Genomic DNA, 24,264 nt, shown 5'->3' with positions numbered 1-24,264 from the left:
TTCGGGGGCTTTTTTGTTTGAGATACCTTGTAATAAATGCCTGAAAAAAAGAAAGGGTTGCCTATGAGCAACCCTTTCTTTTACAATATGATAGTGTATAGCTTAGTTATACACAAACTCACCATAAGGCGAAGTTACAGTTACCTGCTTTTTATCGGCGGCTTCAACACGGCCAATAATTTGTGCATCAACATTAAAGCTTTTTGAGATGGCGATGATGTCCTCAGCAATCTCTTGCGGAACGTAAAGCTCCATGCGATGCCCCATGTTAAACACCTTGTACATTTCCTGCCATGAAGTGTTGGATTCTTCCTGTATCAGTTTAAACAACGGCGGGATAGGGAAAAGGTTATCTTTAATGATATGCAGGTTCTCTACAAAATGCAGTACTTTGGTTTGAGCACCGCCGCTGCAGTGTACCATGCCGTTTATCTGGCTGCGGTATTTTTCTAATATAGCTTTGATGATAGGAGCGTAGGTGCGGGTTGCTGATAATACCAGTTTACCTGCTGTTACACTTTCGCCATTGCCAATATCGATTTTATCCGTAAGGTTTTTGCTGCCGCTGAATACCAGATCGTATGGCACGGCTGGGTCGTAGCTTTCGCTGTATTTTTCGGCAATAGTTTTATTGAAAACATCATGGCGGGCTGATGTTAAACCGTTTGAACCCATGCCGCCATTGTATTCACTCTCGTATGATGCCTGGCCATAAGATGCCAGGCCAACAATAACATCGCCGGGTTTAATGCGGTCGTTAGAGATCACATCCTCACGTTTCATGCGGCAGGTAACGGTAGAATCTACAATGATGGTGCGCACAAGGTCGCCCACATCGGCAGTTTCGCCACCGGTAGAGTAGATGCCTATGCCTGCTTCGCGCAGCTCAGCCAAAACCTCTTCGGTACCGTTAATGATGGCCGCAATAACCTCGCCCGGGATAAGGTTCTTGTTGCGGCCAATGGTTGATGACAACAGGATGTTATCCGTAGCGCCCACGCAAAGCAGGTCGTCAATGTTCATGATAATGGCATCCTGTGCAATACCTCTCCAAACCGAAATATCGCCGGTCTCTTTCCAGTAGGTATAAGCTAATGACGATTTGGTACCTGCACCATCAGCATGCATAATATTGCAGTACTCAGGGTCGTTAGTTAATATATCAGGGATGATCTTGCAGAAGGCCTTCGGGAATATGCCTTTATCAATGTTTTTAATGGCGTTATGTACATCATCTTTTGATGCAGAAACGCCCCGTTGATCGTATCTTTGCGGAGAAGTCATGGGCAAATATACTGCTTAATACGGTTGTACGCTGTAAATTTGTTACATTGCCAACCTCTCCACTTTGTGTTATGTTCAAATCGCTTAATTATAAAATTACCCGCTGGCGCTTAAAACGCAATGCGCAGCGTAATTTCCTTATTTATTGCAGTGTTTTTGTTGGCCTTATTGGCGGCCTTGCTGCGGTAGCCCTAAAGTTCTTGGTTCACTTAATGGAAGATGTGAGCCGTAACATCTCATCGCATTTGCCATTCCATATTATATATGTGTTTTTGCCTGCATTGGGTATTCTGCTCACAGTAGCCTGGCAGCACATTGCCAATCGCGACCGGATTGAGAAAGGCATAGGTAAGATATTGTACAATATCAAAAAGAACCGCTCAAACATCCGCTCAAATAATATTTACTCGCATCTCATCACCAGTTCGCTTACGGTGGGTTTTGGTGGCGCTTCTGGTTTGGAAGCGCCTATTGTTTGTACCGGCGCAGCTATCGGCTCAAATGTGGGTAAGTTTTTTAATTTAAGTCCGTATGAGAAAACAGTATTGCTAGCAGCAGGAACATCGGCAGGGATAGCGGCGGTGTTCAACAGCCCTATTGCGGGGGTGCTGTTTTCGCTGGAGATATTGATAGGCGAGATCACTATCCCGACTTTTATACCTTTATTAATAGCATCGGCCACCGGTGTGGTTGTAGCAAAAACGCTATACTCGCAGCAACTGTTCCACCTGGCAACCGAGGGTTGGAAAATGAACGCCCTGCCATTCTATATTATTCTTGGCGCGTTAAGCGGGTGGACGGCGGTCTATATCTCAAAAGTGGGCGGCAAATTGGAGAAAGGTATTTTTACTAAACAGAACAGATATGTACGCGCCATAGCAGGTGGCTTGCTTTTAGGTTTAATGCTGATGGTTTTCCCAACGCTTTTTGGCGAGGGCTACCATTACTTACAGCAGATGCTTAACGGTAATATAGATGTATTAAAAGAAGACCTTTTCTTTAGCGATTGGCTGTCTAACCCATGGCTGATGCTATTGTTTATTGCAGCACTTGTGCTCACTAAGATCATTGCAGCCGGGGTGACTATTGGTTCGGGTGGTAACGGCGGTACATTTGCGCCGACCATGTTTACCGGTGCGTTTTTAGGGCTGTTTGTTGCCTTTGCGGTAAACCAAACGGGCCTCATCCATTTAAATACAAGTAATTTTATAGCAGTAGGTATGGCCGGCGCATTAAGCGGCGTGCTGCATGCGCCGTTAACTGCTATATTCCTGATAGCAGAGATAACCGGTGGGTATGTGCTTTTTATTCCATTGATGATCGTTTCGGCCTTATCGTACATCATTGCACGCGTGTTTAATACGCATAATATGTACTGGAGCCACCTGATACATGAGGATAATGTTCACCCAGATGAAGACCATAGCCTGCTGAATGCGATGAGTCTTGACAGCATAATTAACTACCAATATAAAGCGGTAGATAAACAAACCCCTGTTGCCGATTTCTTTAAAATATTAGCGGATACTAAGGTTAACATCTTTGCTGTGTTGGATAAATCAGGCTCGCTTGAGGGCGTGATATGGCTGGATGAGATTCGCAAAAGTCTTTTTACAGCAGTGCAGGAAGGTCACACGGTTGAAGATATAATGGTTGCACCGCCTGCTGTAATAGAACATGACGACCCTATGAGTGAAGTAATGGACACTTTTGACGGGCTGGATGTTTGGCAGCTACCAGTAGTTAAAGATGGTGTATTTATCGGCTTTATCTCCAAATCGGCAGTGTTAAACAAATACCGCGAAGTGATCATTCACAAACACCAACAGGCAGATCTGTTTGCGAGATAGAGTTTCAACATGTGTCATTCCGAACGAATGTGAGGAATCTTGTTAGTTGGTAAGTGACTACTCGCAGGTCTAACAAGATTTCTCCTCGCTACGCTCGTTCGAAATGACAATATGGACTATTTGATAAATAACAACTCTCTGAATTTTGGCAGTGGCCACAGGCTGTCGTCTACCAAAGTCTCCAATTTATCGGCATGGTAGCGTATAGGAGCGAAGTAGGTTTTAACCTTCTCATCATAATCTATAGCGCGTTGGCGCAGGTCTTCAACCTTATTGGCAGTTTTGCGTTCGTTTATCATTTCGTCAACATTCTTTTTAAGGCCGTTAACGTGTTCGGCAATTTTGTTGATGATATCCAGTTGGGCTTCGTATGCTGTCCTGTCAAGGCCAAGATCTTTTAAACCTTTAACGTTTTCTACCAGTTTTGATTGATAGGTTAAGGCCGCAGGGATCAATATGTTAATGGCCAGCTCACCAATAACACGAGCCTCTATCTGCAATTTCTTATAGAAGTTATCCAGCAATATCTCGTGTCGGGCATGAGCCTCGCGTTTGGTGAATACACCCGTTTCTTCAAATAAAACTTCAGCTTTATCGGTAATTAAAGCATCAAGTGCCTTTGGCGTAGTTTTAACGTTGGCCAGGCCACGTTCCTCTGCTTCTCTCTCCCATTCTTCGCTGTAGCCGTTACCCTCAAACCTTATGGCGCGCGATTCTTTGATGCAACGCTTAATGATAGTCATTAAGGCAACGTCTTTCTTTTCGCCTTTTTTGATCAGTTTATCTACATCGTACTTGAATTTCTTCAATTGATCGGCCATTATCAGGTTCAGAACGGTCATTGGGCTGGCCGAATTGGCTGAAGAACCCACGGCACGCAGTTCAAACTTATTACCTGTGAAGGCAAAAGGAGAGGTGCGGTTACGGTCGGTGTTATCCTTTAATATCTGTGGTATTTTAGGAATACCCTGCCAAAGCGAGTTTTCTTCTTTTATTTTTTTGCTGAGGCGCGATGTGTCAATCTCATCCAAAACTTCGGTGAGCTGGCTGCCCAGGAAAATAGAGATAATAGCCGGCGGAGCTTCGTTGGCGCCCAAACGGTGATCGTTATTTACCGATGCGATTGACGCGCGCAGCAGATCTGCATGGTCATGTACGGCTTTGATAGTATTCACGAAGAACGTAAGGAACATCAGGTTATTCTTCGGCGTTTTGCCTGGTGACAATAAGTTTTTACCAGTATTAGTGATTAACGACCAGTTATTGTGCTTGCCCGAGCCATTGATGCCAGCATAGGGTTTCTCATGCAGTAATACCTTAAAGTGATGGCGTTGCGCAACACGGTCCATGATATCCATCAACAATTGGTTATGGTCAATAGCCAGGTTGATCTCTTCATAAATAGGAGCACACTCAAACTGCGAAGGTGCTACCTCGTTATGGCGGGTTTTTAAAGGGATGCCCAGTTTAAGGGCTTCGGTCTCCATATCCTGCATAAAGGCATAAACGCGGCTCGGGATAGCGCCAAAGTAATGGTCTTCTAACTGCTGATTCTTTGCAGACATGTGGCCGAACAAAGCACGGCCTGTTAAGGCAAGATCGGGGCGGGCGTTAAACAGGGCGGTATCCACCAGGAAGTATTCCTGCTCAATACCTAATGATGCATTTACCTTTTCAATGCTTTTATCAAAATAGTGGCAAACATCAACAGCTGCTTTATCCAGCGCGTTCAATGCTTTCAATAAAGGTACCTTATAATCTAATGCCTCGCCGGTGTATGAGACGAATACGGTTGGGATACATAATGTGCGGCCTATTATAAAGGCTGGAGAGGACGGATCCCATGCAGTATAACCGCGTGCCTCAAAGGTATTGCGGATACCACCGTTAGGGAAGCTTGATGCGTCAGGTTCCTGTTGCGAGAGGGCATCGCCGCTAAAGCGCTCTATCGCGCCACCATCGGCAGTGGGTTCAAAAAAGGCATCGTGTTTTTCGGCAGTGGAGCCGGTAAGTGGCTGAAACCAGTGGGTGTAGTGCGTTGCGCCTTTGGCCATTGCCCAGGTTTTCATTGAAGAAGCTACCTGCTCGGCCATATCGCGGGGGATGGGTACACCATTATCTATCGAGTTAACAATTACCGCGTATGCATCTTGTGAAAGAAACTCTTTCATTTTTAGCTTATCAAAAACATTTACACCGAAATAATCGGAAATTTTTGAAGATGGCAGCTTTATTTCAGGGATTTCGCGGTTTGAAACAGCTTGTAAGGCCTGGAAACGGTTGTTAAACATGATATTTTCTAATTGGTTGCTTCCAAAATTATAAAATCATTTTAAAAGCGCTCCATTATCCAGCGTAAAGTTAACAAACCAGTGAATTTTACTGGTTTTGCTTTTTTTATGGCATTTGTAGCTTTTGGTATTTTGTTTTTTTAATTAATGCTGTTTTTAGCGATTTTTTGAATTTAAAACAATATATAATTTGAGCTTTTATAAAAATTGTTGATTTTTTGTCGATTTAAATGCCTTTTTAATGTGTTTTATTTAATTAAATGCCTTATTTTTTGATATTATTTTAAAATAATTTTTAAATAAACTTGATTTATTGAATTTTAATATTGAATTTAGATAAAAATGTAAACGAAATAGCTTTTTTATTTGATAATTTACATCAATAAAGAGTTTTGTTGATGTGATTTTCAAAATATGATAAAATTATGGATTGGTGAGGGTGTTAAAAAGCATGTTTTTTGTTTGCTGAAGCGAAGGTTTTTACTGACAACTGAATAAATAAACTAAACAACTAACTAATTACTTAAAAATTAATCTCTTATCATGAAAAAAAGACTTTTACTTTTATCATTTGCTGCTCTTTCGGTGTTTGCGGCCAAAGCGCAAGACACCACTAAAACCGATCCGCCGTTAGTAATATCAGGTTCAGTAGATACTTATTATAAGTATGACTTCTCAAAACATAGTAATATCCCTACCAGTTTTGCATCAGACCAGAATTCGATATCAATAGGTATGATAGATCTGGCACTAAAAAAGAAAGTAGGTAAAGCTTCGTTTGTGGGCGAGTTGTCATTTGGTCCTCGTGGCCAGGTGCAGTCTTTGCCTAATGCTGCCGGCGCGTATGATGAAAGTGCCAACAGTTTCCACATCCAAAACTTATATGTGTCTTATGATGTAACCGATAAGTTTAACTTAACCGGTGGTTATATGGCAACATTTATGGGTTACGAGGTGATAAGCCCTGCAGGTAACTTCAACTACTCTACTTCGTACCTGTTCACTAACGGTCCGTTCCAAAACCCCGGTTTTAAAGCAACTTACGCTTTCAGCAGCAAAGTGAGCTTAATGGCCGGTATCTTTAACGATTCATGGAACCTTTACACATCAGTAAATAAAGTAAACACCTTTGGCGCGCAATTAATGGTATCACCAGTTGCGGGCTGGACTGCTTACTTAAACGTTTTGAGCGGTAAGCTTTCAGGCACCGAGTTTGACTTGACCACTTCATACCAGATCACCGATATGTTTAAATTGGGATTAAATGCTGCTGATTTTAAACCTGCTGCTGTTGTAGGTACAGGCGGTTTTACCGGCGTGGCACTATACCCGCAGGTAGCTGTTGCTAAGGATGTAACTCTGGGTTTACGCGGCGAATATTTTAAAACTAAAAGCGGTTCTTATGCAACGGTAGGCCCGCCTCCGGGCAGCTCAGTATTTGCAACTACATTTACTGCTAACATTAAAGCAGGCCCGCTTACTTTGATGCCGGAGTTTAGGTTAGATAGCAATAAAAATGATACCGACGGCTTTAGCACCAGTAGTGGTAATGCAACCAAAACTGCATCACAGTTTGTGTTAGCAGCGGTATACGCATTCTAATAAGATTATAGGACGAACGATTTATTATTAAGCCATCCCGGATATCCGCGGATGGCTTATCTTTATCAGTATGAAAAAAGTATTTGGTTTACTGGTGTTGATCATGACTGTTCAGCACGCTTTTGCGCAGAAGGATTCTTTGCAGGTTGATGAGAATAATAACTATGTGTATTATAAAGTAGTAGAAAAGGCCAACCTGCCAGCCGACACTGTTTATGAACGTGCCTTTAATTTTGCCAAAACTTTAAGTAAGGAGAATAAGCCGGCAAAAGGGCAGGCTGATAAAGCTTTTAACATCAGTAGTAAGTTTATTACCTATGGAGGCATGTCGTTGGTACGTAAGGAGAGTGGTGAAGTAAAGTACACGCTCAACTTCCAGGCTGCTGATGGTAAATACCGTTACAATCTAAGCAACTTTGTTTTTATCCCCTATAAACGTGACCGCTACGGAAATATGACGGCTGTGCCTGGGGTAGAAGTTGCTGTAGAGAAATTTGCTGCCAAATACAGCCAAAAAGAAAAAGATGCAGTGCTTGATCAAATAGCAGCACAAAGCCTTGCAATTGAGGCGCGCCTTAAGCAAGCTATTGATCGTACGAAAGTGCCGGTAAAGCAAATTGAAGTTAAGAAAGTGAACACAGGTAATTGGTAAACCTTATTTAAAGCCAAATAATATTTGTATTTTTATAGTTATAACAATATAAAAATCTTAAATAAGGTGTTTTGCAAATGAATATTTTGTAAAAGTTCAAATATATTCAACATTTTATTTGGCAAACGCGTTAATTAGTAAAATAAAATTTCAAACGCTATGCTAAACGAAAAATTAAATCTGTACAACCCCGAGTGGCTCGAGCTTGTATTTGCAGATCGTAACAAAGCCTATGGTGCTTACGAACTGAGGAAAACCTACGGTACAACTATAGCAAAAGCAATGGCTATAGCGTTTAGTACCGTTATTATTGTATCTGCAGGTTATACTTATGCCAAAAGCAGGCGCCCGGTTGATAAACCACGTGATTTCGGTAAAGAAATTATCTTACCACCACCGCCATCAATTACCCCTGAGAAAAAGATTGAAACTGTAGTAGAACCTAAATCAGCTGCACCGGCGAAACCCCAGCCCGCAGCGGCGACAGTGAAATATACCGTACCGCGCATAGTTCCGCAAGAGGTTGATACCGAAATGCCGACAGTTAAAGAACTGGAAGGCGTAGAAGTTGGTGCTGTTACTTCAAAAGGCAACGGCGGGCAACCCCAAATCGTTGATCCCGGTCCCGCAACCGGCACGGGTGGCATCGGCAACGACTCAGGCGTTGATATAAACAAGGAATTTATTACCGCTGAATTAATGCCCGAGCCCGAAGGTGGCGCTGCCGGCTGGTCAAAATTTCTGAACAAGAACCTGCGTTACCCGTACCAGGCACAGGAAGAGGGTAAAAGCGGCCGTGTAATAGTAAGTTTTGTGGTTGAGCGCGACGGCCATTTAACCGATATAACTGTTACAGGCAAAGCCGGCTACGGTATGGATGAAGAAGCAATACGTGTATTAAAACTCTCTAAAAACTGGAGACCGGGCAAGCAAAACGGTAATGCTGTACGTGTGCGCTATAGTATCCCTATCAATTTTGTATTGACTGAATAGTGTGAAGTAATTAGTCGAAAGTCCAAAGTCCGGAAGTCTGAAGAATAGAAACCATCATCTTTAGACTTTCGGACTTCGGTCTTACGGACTTTTTTCTTAATTTCGCGCATCCTTTCAACATAAAAGAAACTACATTGGAGAACCAGGAATTAACCACCGTTGAAACCGCCCGCGATCTGGGACTTTTACCTGAAGAATTTGACCGCATACAAGAAATATTAGGCCGCGTACCAAACTTTACCGAGCTTTCTATCTTCGCGGTAATGTGGAGCGAGCACTGCTCTTACAAAAACTCTATCACATGGCTTAAAACTCTTCCTAAAGATGGCCCGCGCATGCTGGCTAAAGCCGGCGAAGAAAACGCAGGTTTGGTTGACCTTGGCGATGGCGTTGGCTGCGCGTTCAAGATCGAATCGCATAACCACCCTTCGGCGCTTGAGCCTTATCAAGGTGCTGCTACCGGTGTTGGTGGTATTAACCGCGATATTTTTACCATGGGTGCACGCCCTATTGCGCAAATGAACTCGTTGCGTTTTGGCGACCTCAGTCTTGATAAAACCAAGTGGTTGGTTAAAGGTGTGGTAAAAGGTATCAGCCATTATGGTAATGCCTTTGGCATCCCAACTGTTGGTGGCGAGCTTTTCTTCGATGAGTGCTACAACATTAACCCTTTGGTTAACGCTTTCTCTGCCGGTATTGTTAAAGCAGGCGAAACCGTTTCTGCAACATCTTATGGTGTGGGTAACCCGGTTTACATTGTAGGCTCGGCTACCGGTAAAGATGGTATACACGGTGCGGCTTTCGCATCAAAAGATATAACCGAAGATTCGGTAAACGACTTACCTGCGGTACAAGTAGGCGATCCTTTCCAGGAGAAATTATTGTTGGAAGCTACGCTTGAAGTAATTAAAACCGGTGCTGTTATAGGCATGCAGGATATGGGCGCGGCAGGTATTATCTGCTCAAACTCTGAAATGAGCGCCAAAGGCGAGCACGGTATGATCATTCATCTTGATCGTGTACCAATGCGCCAGGAGAATATGAAACCATACGAGATCCTGTTATCAGAATCTCAGGAGCGTATGTTGATCGTTGTTGAGAAAGGCAAAGAAGCTCTTGTTGAAGCTGTTTTTGATAAATGGGACCTGAATTGTGCTATTATTGGTGAAGTAACCGATACACAACGTTTAGAGTACTTCATGAATGGCGAAAAGGTTGCCGATGTACCTGCCGATGACCTTGTATTAGGTGGCGGTGCGCCGGTTTACAAACGCGAGTACCGCGAGCCTGCTTATTATGCCGAAAATCAGAAATTTAAAATTGAAGATGTTGCCGAACCGGCTAACCTGGTTGAGGTAGCAGAACATTTAATAGGCCATGCTAACCTTGCATCAAAACGTTGGGTTACTGACCAGTACGATTCAATGATAGGTACAGCTACCATGACCACCAATCGCCCGAGCGATGCGGCGGTAGTTGCGGTAAAAGATACCGGCAAAGCCATCGTATTAACCTGCGACTGTAATTCGCGCTACGTATATGCCGACCCACAAAAAGGTACTGCCATTGCTGTTGCCGAAGCTGCACGTAACATTACCTGCGCCGGTGGCGAACCGGTTGCTATCACCAACTGCTTAAACTTTGGTAACCCTTATATTCCTGAGGTTTACTGGCAGTTTGTTGGCGCTATTAAAGGTATGGGCGAGGCTTGTACAAAATTCGAAACCCCTGTTACCGGTGGTAACGTAAGTTTCTACAATCAATCGTCAGATGAAGGCCCTGTTTTCCCTACGCCAACTATTGGTATGTTAGGTGTAATGGATGAGCTGGATAACCTGATGACCTTAGATTTTAAACAACCCGGCGATTTGATCTATCTGGTTGGTGAATCGCAAAATGATATTGCCTCATCACAGTACCTTGCTTCGTACCACAAAATACTGAAAGCCCCGGCGCCTTATTTTGATCTGGAGAAAGAGTATGCTATGCACCAGGTGGTTAAGCAACTGATTAAACATAAAGTTATCCAGTCGGCACATGACGTGGCTGATGGTGGTTTGTACATTGCCTTAACAGAAGCGGCTATGCCAAACGGCTTAGGTTTTGATATCGAAAGCGACAGTAGCATCCGTAAAGATGCTTTCCTTTTCGGCGAAGCACAAGGCAGGGTAGTGGTAACCGTTGCACCTGATGATCAGGAGCGTTTTGTAGAGATGATGGCCACCAGCGAAACAGAGTTTAGCTTGTTAGGCTCGGTTAACGGCAGCGGTAACGCTACAGTTGATACCGAACTGTTTGGCAACATCACCGATATTAAAATGGTACATGATAATGTACTGCACGTAATTTTAGGCGACGAATAATATGCTGAAGCTGAACAGGATACACCACATTGCTATCATCTGTTCAGATTACGGGCGGTCTAAAATATTTTATACCGAAATTTTAGGTTTCACCGTTCTTCGCGAGATCTATCGCGAAGAACGCAAATCATACAAGCTTGATCTGGAAGTCAACGGACTTTACCAGATCGAGCTTTTTTCTTTTCCGGGGCCACCACCAAGGCCGTCGCGCCCCGAGGCTGTGGGGTTAAGGCACCTCGCTTTTGAGGTTACAAATCTTGAGGAAGCCATTTTCCATCTCTCAGAGTACGATGTGGTTACCGAACCCATCCGCGTTGATGAAACCACAGGCAAACGCTTTACTTTCTTTACTGATCCGGATGGCTTGCCGCTGGAGTTGTATGAGAAGTAAGCCGTGATGCTGAGCGACAGCGAAGCATCTAACCGCGCTCCACCACTACGTCATTGCGAGGAACGAAGCAATCTCTTTAGGACAAGTGGCTCTGTATAGTTCGGAGATTGCTTCGTTCCTCGCAATGACGCGTGGGTATCGCTGTCGCCCGCTTTCTCTCAATTGGCCCAACGCAGTTTTGTAAGTAAATCCCTATCTTAGAGCAGCTAAACCCTGCCTATGTTAATCAGAAAATACATTCTGTCCATACTAATGCTCATGCCGATTCTCGCGTCGGCACAAAAAACTTTTAAAATAACCGGTAGTTCAAAGGGGTTTGCAGAAGGGGATAAAATATACTTATTATATAAAGAAAGCGGCAACAGGCATTTTGATTCTACATTGGTAAGCAAAGGGATGTTTTCTTTTGCCGGAACCACCAACGGCACAGGAATAGGGTCGTTGTACAGGAACGAAAACCCGATGTATGCTGATGTAGTGCATGATGTTGTAAAAGTGTTTATAGAACCGGGAGATATCAAAATAATAACTAACGATTCGCTCAGCAATGCTGCAGTTATGGGCACCCCTCTTAATGAGGATAATACCGACTTAGAAGAAGCATTGAAGCCATTCACTGAAAAACTTAGTAAGGTGAAAAATATCGAATCGCTTACGCCGGAGCAGCAAACAGATGTTAAGTATACCAACCCGATAAACGTAACCATTGACTCTATCAGAAAACTAATGGCACCGGTACAATTTGCCTTTATTAAATCGCACCCTGGTTCGTACGTTAGTTTGCTTACTCTCGACAAATTGGTGAATCATGCAGATCTCTCAGCAGTGGCCGATGCTTATAATTCGTTATCCGCAGCAAACAAAAAAACGGAATTGGGTAGGGCAATGAATTTATCTGTCAATTCGGCAAAACGCTCACAAATAGGAGTAGTGGCAGCAGGTTTTGAATTGAAAACATCCGGCGGCAAGAAAGTAAAATTGAAAGACTACAAAGGGAAATATATATTGGTTGATTTTTGGGCCTCATGGTGCAAACCCTGCCGCGATGAGAACCCCAATGTTGTGGCAGCGTATGATAAATTCAAAGGCCGGAACTTTAGCATTATAAGTATTTCTATCGATGACAAAAGCGAAAGGAAAGCATGGCTTGCAGCTATTAAAAAAGACAAATTGCCATGGGTACAGGCTGTAGATAATTACGAGCCTGCTAAAAAAGTAAAAGACCGTTATGGCATAACTACCATCCCGGCCAATGTACTGATAGATCCATCAGGAAAAATAGTGGCAAAGAACATTAAAGGCATGGAGTTACATGATACGCTGGAGAAGGTGCTGAAGTAGAAGATATAAAACAATGTCATTTCGAGCGAGCAGAAGCACAGGGCAGCGCATAGGGGCGACGAGAAATCTTGTTACGCTGTAAGTTTTGCTTATCAGAAATAGCAGAAGATTTCTCCTCGTACCTCGGTCGAAATGACAGAGGTATTGAAATAATTTGTAGTTTTAAATACTCTTAATAACCAATTATGAACAAACAATCACTCGCAAACAAGATCTTTCGTAAAGCGGCTATGGTAATGATGGCCGCTTTCTCTTTGCATTATGGTGCCTCAGCACAGGAAATGAAAAAAGACCCTGATGTTATCGGTCGCTGGGATATCACCATGGAAAAAGATGGCAAATCTCAACCATCGTGGTTAGAGGTACAAAAATCCGGCTCTCATGGCGTATTGATAGGCCGTTTTACTTATGCATTTGGTAGTGCCCGCCCAATCTCTGAAATAAAACAGGCTAACGGTAAATTCAGTTTCTCTCTCCCGCTGCAATGGGAGCCGGGCGATCGCAACATGGATTTTGAGTTTGAAGCGAGCGGCAACACCATAAAAGGTACCATGGTGTACACCGATGGTAAAAGCTACAGCTTTACCGGCGTACGTGCACCTTCATTGTTGCCAACCAAAGCACCTGTTTGGGGCAAACCTGTTAAATTGCTTAACGGTAAAAACACCAAAGGATGGCATACTGATGGCCGCCCAAACCAATGGGTGGTGGAGAACGGTATCTTGCGCAGCAAAAAATCAGGCGCAAACCTGCTAACCGATCAAAAGTTCAAAGACTTTAAATTACACATCGAGTTCCGTTACGAGAAAGGCAGCAACAGCGGTGTTTACCTGCGCGGCCGTTACGAAACCCAGGTTATCGATACCAAAACCGGTGAGCCAGAGCCTTTGAACAATCAGTTCAGCTCTATCTACGGTTTTATACAACCAAACAAAATGATGGCTAAAAATGCCGGCGAATGGCAGTCATACGATATCACTTTGGTTGGCCGTGTGGTTACCATCGTAGCTAACGGACAGGAAGTTGTTAGCCGTCAGGTTATCCCGGGTATTACCGGCGGTGCTCTTGACAGCAACGAAGGCGAACCAGGCCCGCTAATGCTACAAGGCGACCACGGCCCGATAGATTACAGAAACATTGTAATTACGCCTGCTAAGTAATTAGTATTGTTGGTGGGGACACCAGCAACAGGATATAAAAAAGCCCCCGATTTATCGGGGGCTTTTTCTGTTTTAACTTCCGTCATGCCGAATTTATTTCGGCATCTCATAGGCTGGGTAAGCGCCGAACTTAGGCGTGTGCATTATAACATGTCATTGCGAGGTACGAAGCAATCTCTTCAGGACAGTTATAAACCATTCTTAATGGACTTGCTTAAAGAGATTGCTTCGTACCTCGCAATGACGCGTTTGTATTGTGTCAGATTAACTAATCTCTGATCAACTAACCTCTAATCGTTAACAGACTACTTAATAACTTCAACCCATTGCCCTTGTACTAAAGCATTGATGTTATGATCATACATCGCTTCGGTGTATGCCGCAGGCAGGTAGTATTTACCAGCGTAGGCTGCATTAAGCATTACGTAGTAAACCACTTCTTTGCCTTCGGTAAGGCTGAAATAGGTGTTCACCCTGTCGTCGCGGATGTCGCGGTAATCTGATGGTGATGATTTAAATGCCTCATCGTTATTCAGCATACGGCTGTTCAGGATTTCCCATCCTGATGGGAAGATCTGCGTAAGCGCCAGGTTATCATAACGCCCGCGTTTACCCGGATTTTTGACGGTTACCTGTGCAACAAAGTCAGTCCCCTGTTTTAATGCCGATGGATCGATGAGTTTACCTGCCAGCGAGAAATAAGCTACTTTCATCTGCAATACATCAGGATTTACATAAGTTTTTACATCCTGGCCCGATGATGGTTGCCCTTGCTGTATCAGCCTTACATAAAGCCTGTTGCTACCATTGTTTTTCAGCGTTACCTTGCCACCGTTAGGCGCAAGTTCCTGCTGCCACAGGTAAGAGTTACCGTTGATGTTACCTTTTGCACTGCCTGCCGTATAGTTAAACTGCAGTTTGCCGCCGTTTTTGTTAGTGCCACAGTATTGAGCTATCGCGATGAGCGAGTAGGCGGTAGTTTGCGTACTGTACCAGCTATCCTGCGATAGTTTGGCCGCCACCGTCCTTACCAGTCCTGCAGCGCGCTGTTGCTGGCCAAACAGGGTAAGAGTTTCCAGTATCATGGCCTCATCGCGCAGGTCGCTGCCATAGGTGCCGTACATGCTGTTGTATGGCTTAACTGTTGTCGGCAGTTTAGCTATCAGGCGCTGTCCAACTTCCGGCTGGCCGGCCAGTTTATACGCGGCAGCCAGTCTCCAACGACCTTCAACGCTCAGGTAATTATACTCGCGCAGGCGGTTCATTGCACCCAGTTCAGGTGAGCCAGCTAAGGCTAATAAGTATAAACGGTAAGCCTGTATCAGATCGGTATAATAATATCCACCGTGGATATTGCTGTTAGGATCAGGCGACCAATTGATAGCCTTTTGTTTCTGATAGCGCTTCCAGTCATCCAACATACCCGATGGTAGGCTGTAGCCTTTGGCCTGTGCGGCTATCAGGAAATGGCCTGCATAATTGGTTCCCCATTCGTCGGCATTGCCGCCGTCAGGCCAGTAGCTAAGGCCACCACCTGCTACTCGGAAACCGTTCAATCTCGCGATGGTAGATTTGATATTGCGTTCTGTCTCCGCTTTTTGGCGTGGAGTAAGATCTAACAGATCATTCAAATACAATTGCGGGAAGCCTGATGATGTGGTTTGTTCTACACAACCATGCGGATAAGTGATGAGATAATTTAATCGCTTAGCTAAGTTCAGTGATGGGATGCTTGATACCTCAAGCGTAGCTTTGTTGGTGCCATTAATGCCAATGGCGTTATAAATAGCACCATACATAGCACCCGGCTCAAGTTCTTTCTCCATTATGCGGGTAACCGGCGGGTTAGGGTTGCGCACGTTCAGCTCAACATCATAAGCGGTAGATTCATTACCTGCTTTAGCAGTGATTTTTACTTTGCCAACGCCTACAAAATCTTTCACATCAAGGTCAAAGGTCACCAGTTGATCGCCCGGTTTATCAAAGCGTACCACTTTAGTATTGTTACCACCAAGGTTGCTGAATGCATTTGATTGCACCTGCACCGTAACCGCTTTGATGTTGTTCTCCATCGCAAAAACAGTCACCGGCAGCTGTATCTTTTCTGATGGGCCGAGAACGCGCGGCAGTGTAGCCAAAATCATCAGCGGTTTTTTAACGGCTACTGCTTTATCTGCAGAACCATAAGCGCCGTCGTGCCCGGCAATAACCATCGCTTTAACCGAACCTACGTATTGTGGCAGGGTAAATTTGGTTGTTTGCTTATCGCCTGCACCCAAGTGGAATGGCCCCAGGAATTTCACTACCGGTTTAAAGCGGTTTACGGTTACGTCTTTTTTTACACCGTTGGTACCATCACCACCAATACTCAGGATACGTTCCAGACCGCCACCGAAGGCGCCTATCACATAATCAAACAGGTCCCAGGTTTTAACACCTAACGCTTCGCGGGCATAGAAAGCCTCATGAGGGTCAGGCGTTTTGTAATTGGTGATATCCAGCAAGCCTTCGTCAACAATGGCAATGGTGTAGGTCATTTCCTTGCCGTTTGCTTCTGAAACTGTGATGGCCGATTGTGTCTCCGGCCTTATCTTATCCGGCATGCTGATAACAGGTTTTAACACCGTGGCCGGATCATCAACTACCAGCGGGATAGCACCATACATACGGATAGGCAAGTCGTTAACCGTTTGGGCGTGGCGCTGTAGCAGCGTAACGTTCACAAACACATTAGGTGCCATGGTCTCGTCTATCTTAAAGGTATAGCGCGTTTCACCTTTCTTGGTATCTATCCAGGTAGTTTTGAGCACCTTGCTGCCATTCTCGAAACTGATCAGAGCACGGCCGTCGCCACCAGTAGGGATGGTTAGGGTTGCCTCTTCGCCAACTTTGTAGTTTGGTTTATCTGAGGTGAACGATAACATGGCCGCCTCGGTAGGGTCGGTGTTTTGCAAACGTTCAGACCAGTTTGGCCAGTCGGCATAAATGATCTTACCGGTAGAGTGGCCGGTTTGAGGGTCTTTAATACGAATAAGGTAACGGCCCCAATCTGATTTATTGATGCGCAAATTCCACTTACCACGGCCGTTGGTCAGTTGTATATTATCGGTTTTGATAAGTTTGTTGTAGCGGTCTTGCGTAAAGTTGCTTAGCTCATTACCGCTCTCATCCCACCACCAGCGCCATTGTATCTTGTAAAGTTCAACTTCAACGTTGCGGCTGCCTGCAAGAGGGGAGCCGTTCACATCTACATCGGCAATATCTATTTGATGGTCTTTATCGGTCACCAGCATGCCACTAAGGTCGCTGCCTTTTGGCGTTTTTAAACCAACATAGCCGCTGTACACATTGTAAGGCATGCTGGCCTGCTGTATGCTGAAGTTGCCGCCCGCCTCAAATACTTTAACCACAAAGTTTGCACGTAACTGGCCCGGAGCCTGTTTCTCCACGTTCACATCCGGACTAACCTGTGCTACGCCATTCTCGTTCAGCTTACCATCAAAAACTGTTTGTGTTTGGGTGTTGAAGGCAAGGGTAGGATCATCAAAATTGTAATCCTCAAAACCTTTAAATGATGTAGTTTGCGATGAAAGAAATGCATCAACCTTAGCTTTTAAATTCTGAGCCGCACCACCGAACAGCCATTGTGCACTCAGCGTACCGTTAACACCATCGTTTTTGGTAAGTTCTTTTGCATTACCGAAATCCAGCTTCACCTTTAGCCTGTTTGGCATAATGGTTTCTACCTTAATGTTTTTCTGGAACGATGCACCACCCACTTTTACCACTGCACTCCAGTTACCGGTTGGCGAGCTGGTTTCGGTAGCGGTGTGGAAGCTATAGAAACCGTCAACAGCGCTTGTACGCGTTATTTTGCGATACAATTGCCCGTTAGGGTTATACAATTCAAACTCAACGGGATGGTCTGCAGGTAAGGTTTTCAGTTTATCCTCAAGTATAAACGTCACGAATATTGAATCGCCGGGGCGCCATACACCGCGCTCGCCGTATAAGAAACCTTTCAGTCCGTTCTGCACCTGTTCGCCGCCAACATTGAAGCGCGAGAGTGGGAGCGAGCTGCCATCATCCAGTTTAAGGTAGCCGCGCTCGTTGCCTTTTTTAGCTACCAGCAGGTATGGTTTACGCTTAGGTGTAAAGGTGGCCAGCCCGTCGCCGTCTGATTTGGTTTTCAGGATCAGTTGCTTCTGGTAATCCAGTAATTCCAGTTCAACGCCGCTCATCGGTTCGGCACTCAGGATATTGGTTACCGCAACGGTCATGTTGTTATCATTGCCGCGTTTGGCTATCAACCCAATGTTTGATGCGATGATGTTGCGCGTTGCCCAGCGGTTTTTGCTGAAGTACGATTCCGTACATGGGTCGTCACGGTCCTGCCAGTTGTAACCTTCGGGATAGTAATTATCATAGCGCTGCCAGAAATCATCATCCTCATCACTTACGCGGCCACTGTTGTTGCCACCGTATTCGCCTTCGTCATATCCATACTCATCATCATCGCCTTTGGGGGCAAGCTTGCCTGCGCTGCAATTGTACAATGAATACTCCTTACGGAAACCGATGATAACGCGGTAAATAGCACCCGGCTCGGCACGCATCAACTGGTCAACATCCAGCATAAAGCGATTCTTTTTTGTAAGGTTGAGGCCTTTATCAACATCCAGCCTGATGGTTTTTTGTACTATAGGTTTACCTACCTGCCTTAGCTCTACGCCACCATCAAAGCTGTTGCTTTGGAAATATTGCGGAACATTGTTCTCGTAGATCTTTATGATGCTTACATCAACCGCATTCAGGTTTATAGCCTCAAAAGGCATCATCAGCTTGCCGGAGTCAGGCAGGATAACACCTTTGCCCGGGATGATCACCTGCGGTAGGCGGTTCTCAAAGAACACATTGGCGGTGTAGCCCTTTTTAATTTTTTGATGTGTGATGCTGTAAATTCCCTCGTTAACAAAAACATTGTAATTGCCCTGCAAACGTTCTGGTGCGTAAACTTTTACAATGCTGCCGTCAATGGTATAAGCTGCATCTGCAACGTTGGTGATACCTACCAAACCATTCAGTTCCTGGCCAACAAGGATAGGGTCGGAGAATTGCACAGATACATATTGGTCGTTATCCTGTACAGCACGTACTTCTAAAACTTTAAAGTCGCCTTTGGCCGGCACTTCATAATCTTGCTTGCCTTTTTTATCTATGCCCAAAGCATCGCCATCCCAGTTTAAAGTAAGAGGGGTAGCAGCTTCGGTACGGGTAATATTATCAACCGTAAATTGGTGCGATTTGGTTAAGCCATTATGCTGCCAGCTTATTTTTGTAGCCGATGGATAGTTCACTTTTACCAGCTTCTCTATCTTAGCCTGTTCTTCCACATCGGCAGTTTGCACGGTACCTATCAGCTTCATCCGATCTGTAGAGGTGGATGTGGCTGAGCGCAGGCCTGCGAACGAAACAGTAAAATCGGGCTTTACGGTTTGGAAACCGAATTTGAAATGCTCAAAGCCATCTTCAACTTTAACCACTTTGCCTAAGGCAAAATCAACCGAATAATCTTCATTAGGATCTAATGCTTCAGCTGGTCTGAACTCTACAGTACGATCATCTATCCAATATGCTTTTCCTTTTACAGATGGTGAGAAGTCAAAAATGCCATCCTTCAATTCTTCGTTTTGGGCGTGAGCCACCTGCACTTCGCCGGCAAGTTTTATGCGGATGGTACTTTTCTTAGAGATAACACCAGTAGTGTAGGATTCTACATAACGACTAAAGGCGGCATCAACTTTTTGATTATTGTGTTTGTGCCGGCGGGCAAAGAATATTACACCGGCAATTAGTACAAGTGCAACAGCAAAAATAACCTGCCCTCTGCGCGAGCCGACAAGGTTTATAAGGTTTTTCATATAGGTAAGGTAAATTGCCATGAATTTAGGATATTTAGAAGTCCCAAACAATTTTCGACCTATATTTTTGGTCACGATAGTTAAATTTTTTAATGATGACAGATAGGGATTTTAAAGCCTACATTTTGCCCACGCTTACGGTAAGCAATGCATTAGCGGCAATTGATTTTTACGTAAGGGCTTTTGGTGCCGAGGTACTTAACAGCAGTACTTTTGACGGCCATACCGTTGCTATAATGGTTGTGGAAGGGGCGCAATTTATAGTGGCCGATGAATCACCCTCTTACGGAAACATTGCGCCTGAAAGACTTTTGGGCGTAAGCGTGCGGATAGGCTTGATGGTTGTTGATCCTGATGCTATAGCGAAGCGGGCAATTGATGCAGGCATCATAACAGTATATCCCGTTGCCGATCAATCCTACGGCTATCGCTTAGGTCATTTTATTGATCCGTTTGGGCATCACTGGGAAATAGGCCGACCGCTTAAATAGATTCGGTGCTTTCGCCGGCTGCTGCTTTATCAAGACATTTTTGCAATATCTCTGCAAACAACTTATCATGCGGCGGGGCAAAAATAGTATTGTGTTCGCCGGGGATATCGTGAACATGTACACCTTTCAACGCATAAGGTTTCCAGCCCAGATATTCAAAATCAGGCATGTAGAAAGTCTTTTTAGTGGCACGGAATAACTCCACAGCGATATCGGCAGGTGTTAAATGATAGTTCTTTTGTGCAGTTAAGCTGCGCTCGTGGATATCATCGGTATAAGCGGCAAAACCTTCTTTCTTTTCCACTTTATCAGGGAATAATTTTTTTGCTGCTTTCTGGATCCTGCGGCCTATTTCGCGGCTTTTATATTCAACCGTACGCTTGGGGTCTTTAACAAAAAGCACTGGTGTGTAGGCTATCTGCTTGATGAGTGTCCAGGTATTATCAACTGCTATTTTTAGTTTCGAGTCGTATTTTTGGGTTTGATCGGCGTAGGTATCAAACATGGCCAGCATGCGCACATCCTTGCCCATGGCCTGCATTTGCTTAGCCATTTCATAGGCTATCAATCCACCAAGCGAATAACCTGCCACTGCATAAGGGCCAACCGGATCATGATTAATGATCTCGTCTACGTAGTTGGCAGCGATCTCTTCCATCACATCCAGGGGCTCATCAATACCGTTAAGGCCTTTTGCCTGCAGACCGTAAACCGGCTGCTCATCATCCATGTGCATGGCAAGGGCATTAAACAGCAATACATTTAAACCTGCACCGTGCACAATATAAAGCGGCATTTTACTGCCTTTGGGTTTTATAGGTACTAAAGATTCCCAGGTAATCGCTTCGGCATCTATCTCCAGGCGGCTTGCCAGTTTCTCGACTGTGGAATATTCAAAAAGGGTAGCCAGCGGTAAACGCTTACCGGTTTCTTTCTCCAGGCGGGCCATTATTTTGACCGCCACTAATGAGCGGCCACCCAACTGGAAGAAATTATCAAATATGCTCACCTGCTCAAGCCCCATTAGTTCTTCCCATATACCGGCCACCAGCTTCTCGTTACTGGTGCGTGGTGCAACATAATCGCCTTCGCGGCTAATCTGGCTGTAATCAGGTTTTGGCAGGGCCTTACGGTCTATCTTTCCGTTAGGGGTAGAGGGGATAACGTCCAGCAGCATGTAGTCATCGGGTACCATGTATTCAGGCAATACATCAAGTAGGGCTTTATCCCATTGGTTGAGCGTAGCCTTATCAGGCGCACCTGTCTCACCCGATTCAAGTAAAACGTAAGCCACCAGTCGCGGCATGCCGGGGGTATCTTCGCGGGCTATCACAACCGCTTGTTTAATGCCTTCCTGTTTGCCCAGGTTATGTTCTATCTCGCCCAGTTCAATACGGTAGCCGCGTACTTTTACCTGGTGATCAATACGGCCGAGGTAAACAATGTCGCCGTCGGGTTTAAGTTTGGCTAAGTCGCCTGTACGATAGATCTTTTCACCCTCGGTAAACGGGTTGTCGATAAAACGCTCCGCATTCAGTTCGGGGCGGTTTAAGTAGCCCTGAGCCACACCAACACCACCTATAAATATTTCACCTATCTCACCATCAGTGAGGTTATTCTTGTTCTCGTCGAGGATATAGATCTGCGTATTATCAACCGGCCAGCCTATGGTAACATCGTTAGCATCAGTAATGTGTTTAATGATGGAGTAGATGGTGGTCTCGGTAGGGCCATACATATTCCATACCTCTTTACTGCGCGGTATCAATCGTTCGGCAAGGTCTTTTGCCAGGGCTTCGCCGCCGGTGAAAACTTTAAGAGGCAGGTATTCTTCCCAACCAACCTCAAGCATCATGCGCCAGGTGTAAGGCGTGGCTTGCAATATGCTGATGCCCTGTGTACGCACTATATCAAGCAAAGCGCGGCCGTCTTTGGCGGTAATGGAATCAGCCAAAACTATCTCTGCACCGCTTGATAGGGGCAGGTACAAGTCAACGCCGGCAATATCAAAAGATATGGTAGCTACGGCCAGCATTTTATCGGCAGGGGTAATGCCCGGTGTTTTCTGCAGGCTCAGCATTACGTTCACCAGGCTGTGATGGGCTATTTGTACGCCTTTGGGTTTACCGGTTGAGCCTGATGTATAAAGTATATACGCCAGATCATCACCGGTTACGGTTTTCTCAGGCTCATCGGTAGCGTAATTTTTCGAGGCATCAAGTGCATCCTCAATCAAAACCTCTTTAGTATTGGATGCAAAGTGGCCGTGGTATTTTTTTGAAGTGAGGAGGATGCTTGCCGATGAATCATCGAGCATAAACTCGATACGGTCTTTAGGATATTCAGGATCAAGCGGAACATAAATGCTGCCCGATTTCAGGATAGCCAGCAGCGAGATCACCATCTCGGCCGAGCGGTCAAGCGCCAGACCTATCACTATACCTTTGCCTGCGCCTTGGCTAAGCAACTCGCGGGTGAGGCGGTTGACGGTCTCATTAAGCTCAAGGTAGGTGTAGCTTACCTGGTGGAAGGTGAGGGCTGTATGGTTTGGATATCGGCTAACGCTTTCTGTAAAAAGATCAAAAAGCGCTTTTTCTTTCGGATAAGCTATTGACGTATTATTTAACTCTGCTCCCATGTTTAGATGACCCTGTACAACTGTGCAATAAAAGTTTGAGGACGTAAACGGGTAGTAATTTCCCCGTTTTTGATCCATCTACGCAACAAATACGCAGCTATTTTGCTTGCGGATTGTGTGGCGTATGAATAAATTTTTTGTTGGCTCCTTTAAGTTTAAACAGTAATGCCAACATTGTAAAGAAGATCAGGGGTATCCTCATTACGGCGCCGAGCAATTTACTGTTAAAGAACTCAGCAGGTACTGCAACTAATATACCAATGTAGCAGCATACGGTGGCGGTTAACCATGCCTGCCAGCCCGGCCCAATGCCCGTCAGCAGTACCGATACCAGCAACATGAACGGCATCAACCCCAGCATTAATATGCGAGGCAAAATGGCCGTTTGGTAAATCTCGTTAAAGTAATCAAAGTTTCCGTTCTTAAACAACTCTTTAAAACCTGTAGAACCGTAAGTTTTAAGTAAGTTGAATTGAGCAGATAACCAGCGTCGGCGTTGCTTTTTGAACACCTCGGGGTTGCTTACTTTTTCATCATAGATATAAGCCTTGTCGGCATAGTTCACGTGGATCTTTTGGCGGGTAAGCACCAGGCCCATCTCTTTATCAAAACCACCAACGGCGTCTATTTGCGCCATGGTATCTTTAAAAAGCTTAAACTCCAGCACCATGCCCGAGCCAATAATTGCTGCCGAAAGCCTGAATACCTGCTGCGCCTTACGAAAGATGTGGTTATTGATCTCCTCGCTGATAGCATCCAGTATGGCTACCGGTGTTTCGGTGTTTTTTGCTACGCGATGGCCTTGTACAACGCGGTTGCCATCATGCAGGTAATTGTTTATCTGGTGCAGGTAATCGGGCGCAGCAATGTTATCAATATCAAATACTACAGCAGCATCAAAATCTTCATGAGTGGCAGCGATGGCGGCATGCAGGGCTTTTGATTTGGTACTGCTTTCAAACACTACCTCAACTACCTGTAACGGCATAGCCTTTAATTTCTCAACCGTTTCCGGCTGCATCGAATCGGCAATAACGCAAACGTGGAATTTATCTTTGGGGTAATCGATGGTTAAAGCCTGTGCGGCAGAGTTTAGAATGATCTCATCTTCTTTATAAGCACAGATGTAGATAACAAATTTGCTAAAGCCCTGCGCTGGCGGCGGTGGTTTTATTTTGATGAGCTTGCCGAGTACAGAAAAAATAAAGAGATACAGGCTGTATATACCCAGATATATAAATATCAGCGTGAAAATTATTGATAATACTGTGATAATGATATCCATAT

14 protein-coding genes are annotated in these 24,264 nt (G+C 44.8%); 9 read left to right on the top strand and 5 right to left on the bottom strand.

Annotation, left to right across the window (positions count from 1 at the left end; all coding sequences use genetic code 11):
* Positions 1-102: 102 nt before the first annotated feature.
* Complete coding sequence (locus D0C36_RS03105; RefSeq protein ID WP_117390111.1) at positions 103-1,284, bottom strand: AIR synthase related protein; 1,182 nt, start codon at positions 1,282-1,284, stop codon at positions 103-105.
* Between the two features lie 71 nt (positions 1,285-1,355).
* Here D0C36_RS03105 and D0C36_RS24360 point away from each other — a divergent pair, with 71 nt between their 5' ends.
* A complete protein-coding gene (locus tag D0C36_RS24360; protein WP_158557065.1) occupies positions 1,356-3,134 on the top strand; it encodes a chloride channel protein in 1,779 nt (592 codons plus the stop codon).
* 116 nt (positions 3,135-3,250) lie between these two features.
* On the opposite strand, the gene D0C36_RS03085 is transcribed toward D0C36_RS24360, so the two are convergent.
* Positions 3,251-5,425, bottom strand: a complete 2,175-nt coding sequence (locus tag D0C36_RS03085; RefSeq protein WP_117390108.1) for a glutamine synthetase III family protein — start codon at positions 5,423-5,425, stop codon at positions 3,251-3,253.
* Positions 5,426-5,968: 543 nt separating this feature from the next.
* Between D0C36_RS03085 and D0C36_RS03080 the strand changes: the two genes are divergently transcribed.
* From D0C36_RS03080 to D0C36_RS03050, 7 genes are all read left to right on the top strand, one after another.
* Positions 5,969-7,027, top strand: coding sequence for a porin (locus D0C36_RS03080; protein WP_117390107.1), 1,059 nt, complete (start codon positions 5,969-5,971; stop codon positions 7,025-7,027).
* Positions 7,028-7,097: 70 nt separating this feature from the next.
* Entirely contained in the window at positions 7,098-7,679 is a 582-nt protein-coding gene (locus D0C36_RS03075; protein WP_117390106.1) for a DUF4468 domain-containing protein, read from the top strand.
* A gap of 159 nt (positions 7,680-7,838) precedes the next feature.
* Positions 7,839-8,672 (top strand): energy transducer TonB, encoded by an 834-nt coding sequence (locus D0C36_RS03070; protein ID WP_117390105.1) that lies wholly within the window; start codon positions 7,839-7,841, stop codon positions 8,670-8,672.
* A 134-nt stretch (positions 8,673-8,806) separates the two neighbouring features.
* Complete coding sequence (purL, locus tag D0C36_RS03065; RefSeq protein ID WP_117390104.1) at positions 8,807-11,035, top strand: phosphoribosylformylglycinamidine synthase subunit PurL; 2,229 nt, start codon at positions 8,807-8,809, stop codon at positions 11,033-11,035.
* 1 nt (position 11,036) lies between these two features.
* Entirely contained in the window at positions 11,037-11,426 is a 390-nt protein-coding gene (gene gloA2 / locus D0C36_RS03060; RefSeq protein ID WP_117390103.1) for an SMU1112c/YaeR family gloxylase I-like metalloprotein, read from the top strand.
* Positions 11,427-11,645: 219 nt separating this feature from the next.
* Positions 11,646-12,767, top strand: coding sequence for a TlpA disulfide reductase family protein (locus D0C36_RS03055; protein ID WP_117390102.1), 1,122 nt, complete (start codon positions 11,646-11,648; stop codon positions 12,765-12,767).
* A 185-nt stretch (positions 12,768-12,952) separates the two neighbouring features.
* Positions 12,953-13,927, top strand: coding sequence for a 3-keto-disaccharide hydrolase (locus D0C36_RS03050; RefSeq protein ID WP_117390101.1), 975 nt, complete (start codon positions 12,953-12,955; stop codon positions 13,925-13,927).
* 305 nt (positions 13,928-14,232) lie between these two features.
* Here D0C36_RS03050 and D0C36_RS03045 read toward each other — a convergent pair whose 3' ends face one another.
* Entirely contained in the window at positions 14,233-19,848 is a 5,616-nt protein-coding gene (locus tag D0C36_RS03045; RefSeq protein ID WP_117391346.1) for an alpha-2-macroglobulin, read from the bottom strand.
* A gap of 92 nt (positions 19,849-19,940) precedes the next feature.
* Between D0C36_RS03045 and D0C36_RS03040 the strand changes: the two genes are divergently transcribed.
* The gene (locus D0C36_RS03040; protein WP_199501957.1) at positions 19,941-20,339 is read left to right on the top strand and encodes a VOC family protein; all 399 of its coding nucleotides are present in this window, start codon (positions 19,941-19,943) and stop codon (positions 20,337-20,339) included.
* On the opposite strand, the gene D0C36_RS03035 is transcribed toward D0C36_RS03040, so the two are convergent.
* Together D0C36_RS03035 and D0C36_RS03030 are read right to left on the bottom strand one after the other, a co-directional pair.
* Positions 20,332-22,977, bottom strand: coding sequence for a non-ribosomal peptide synthetase (locus tag D0C36_RS03035; RefSeq protein WP_158557064.1), 2,646 nt, complete (start codon positions 22,975-22,977; stop codon positions 20,332-20,334). The two genes, D0C36_RS03040 and D0C36_RS03035, sit on opposite strands and share 8 nt — an antisense overlap.
* A gap of 97 nt (positions 22,978-23,074) precedes the next feature.
* Positions 23,075-24,262, bottom strand: a complete 1,188-nt coding sequence (locus D0C36_RS03030; RefSeq protein WP_117390098.1) for a glycosyltransferase — start codon at positions 24,260-24,262, stop codon at positions 23,075-23,077.
* Positions 24,263-24,264 lie beyond the last annotated feature (2 nt).

This window comes from Mucilaginibacter conchicola (assembly GCF_003432115.1).
GTDB lineage: Bacteria > Bacteroidota > Bacteroidia > Sphingobacteriales > Sphingobacteriaceae > Mucilaginibacter > Mucilaginibacter conchicola.
The sequence above is the reverse complement of the archived record's forward strand: the minus strand, read 5'-3'. Positions and strand labels throughout refer to the sequence as shown.

What these genes read in the sequence shown, in the direction of transcription:
- D0C36_RS03105 (WP_117390111.1), bottom strand. Translation starts at nt 1,284, where the DNA reads ATGACTTCTCCGCAAAGATACGATCAACGGGGCGTTTCTGCATCAAAA.
- D0C36_RS24360 (WP_158557065.1), top strand. Translation starts at nt 1,356, where the DNA reads ATGTTCAAATCGCTTAATTATAAAATTACCCGCTGGCGCTTAAAACGC.
- D0C36_RS03085 (WP_117390108.1), bottom strand. Translation starts at nt 5,425, where the DNA reads ATGTTTAACAACCGTTTCCAGGCCTTACAAGCTGTTTCAAACCGCGAA.
- D0C36_RS03080 (WP_117390107.1), top strand. Translation starts at nt 5,969, where the DNA reads ATGAAAAAAAGACTTTTACTTTTATCATTTGCTGCTCTTTCGGTGTTT.
- D0C36_RS03075 (WP_117390106.1), top strand. Translation starts at nt 7,098, where the DNA reads ATGAAAAAAGTATTTGGTTTACTGGTGTTGATCATGACTGTTCAGCAC.
- D0C36_RS03070 (WP_117390105.1), top strand. Translation starts at nt 7,839, where the DNA reads ATGCTAAACGAAAAATTAAATCTGTACAACCCCGAGTGGCTCGAGCTT.
- gloA2 (WP_117390103.1), top strand. Translation starts at nt 11,037, where the DNA reads ATGCTGAAGCTGAACAGGATACACCACATTGCTATCATCTGTTCAGAT.
- D0C36_RS03055 (WP_117390102.1), top strand. Translation starts at nt 11,646, where the DNA reads ATGTTAATCAGAAAATACATTCTGTCCATACTAATGCTCATGCCGATT.
- D0C36_RS03050 (WP_117390101.1), top strand. Translation starts at nt 12,953, where the DNA reads ATGAACAAACAATCACTCGCAAACAAGATCTTTCGTAAAGCGGCTATG.
- D0C36_RS03045 (WP_117391346.1), bottom strand. Translation starts at nt 19,848, where the DNA reads ATGAAAAACCTTATAAACCTTGTCGGCTCGCGCAGAGGGCAGGTTATT.
- D0C36_RS03040 (WP_199501957.1), top strand. Translation starts at nt 19,941, where the DNA reads ATGATGACAGATAGGGATTTTAAAGCCTACATTTTGCCCACGCTTACG.
- D0C36_RS03035 (WP_158557064.1), bottom strand. Translation starts at nt 22,977, where the DNA reads ATGGGAGCAGAGTTAAATAATACGTCAATAGCTTATCCGAAAGAAAAA.
- D0C36_RS03030 (WP_117390098.1), bottom strand. Translation starts at nt 24,262, where the DNA reads ATGGATATCATTATCACAGTATTATCAATAATTTTCACGCTGATATTT.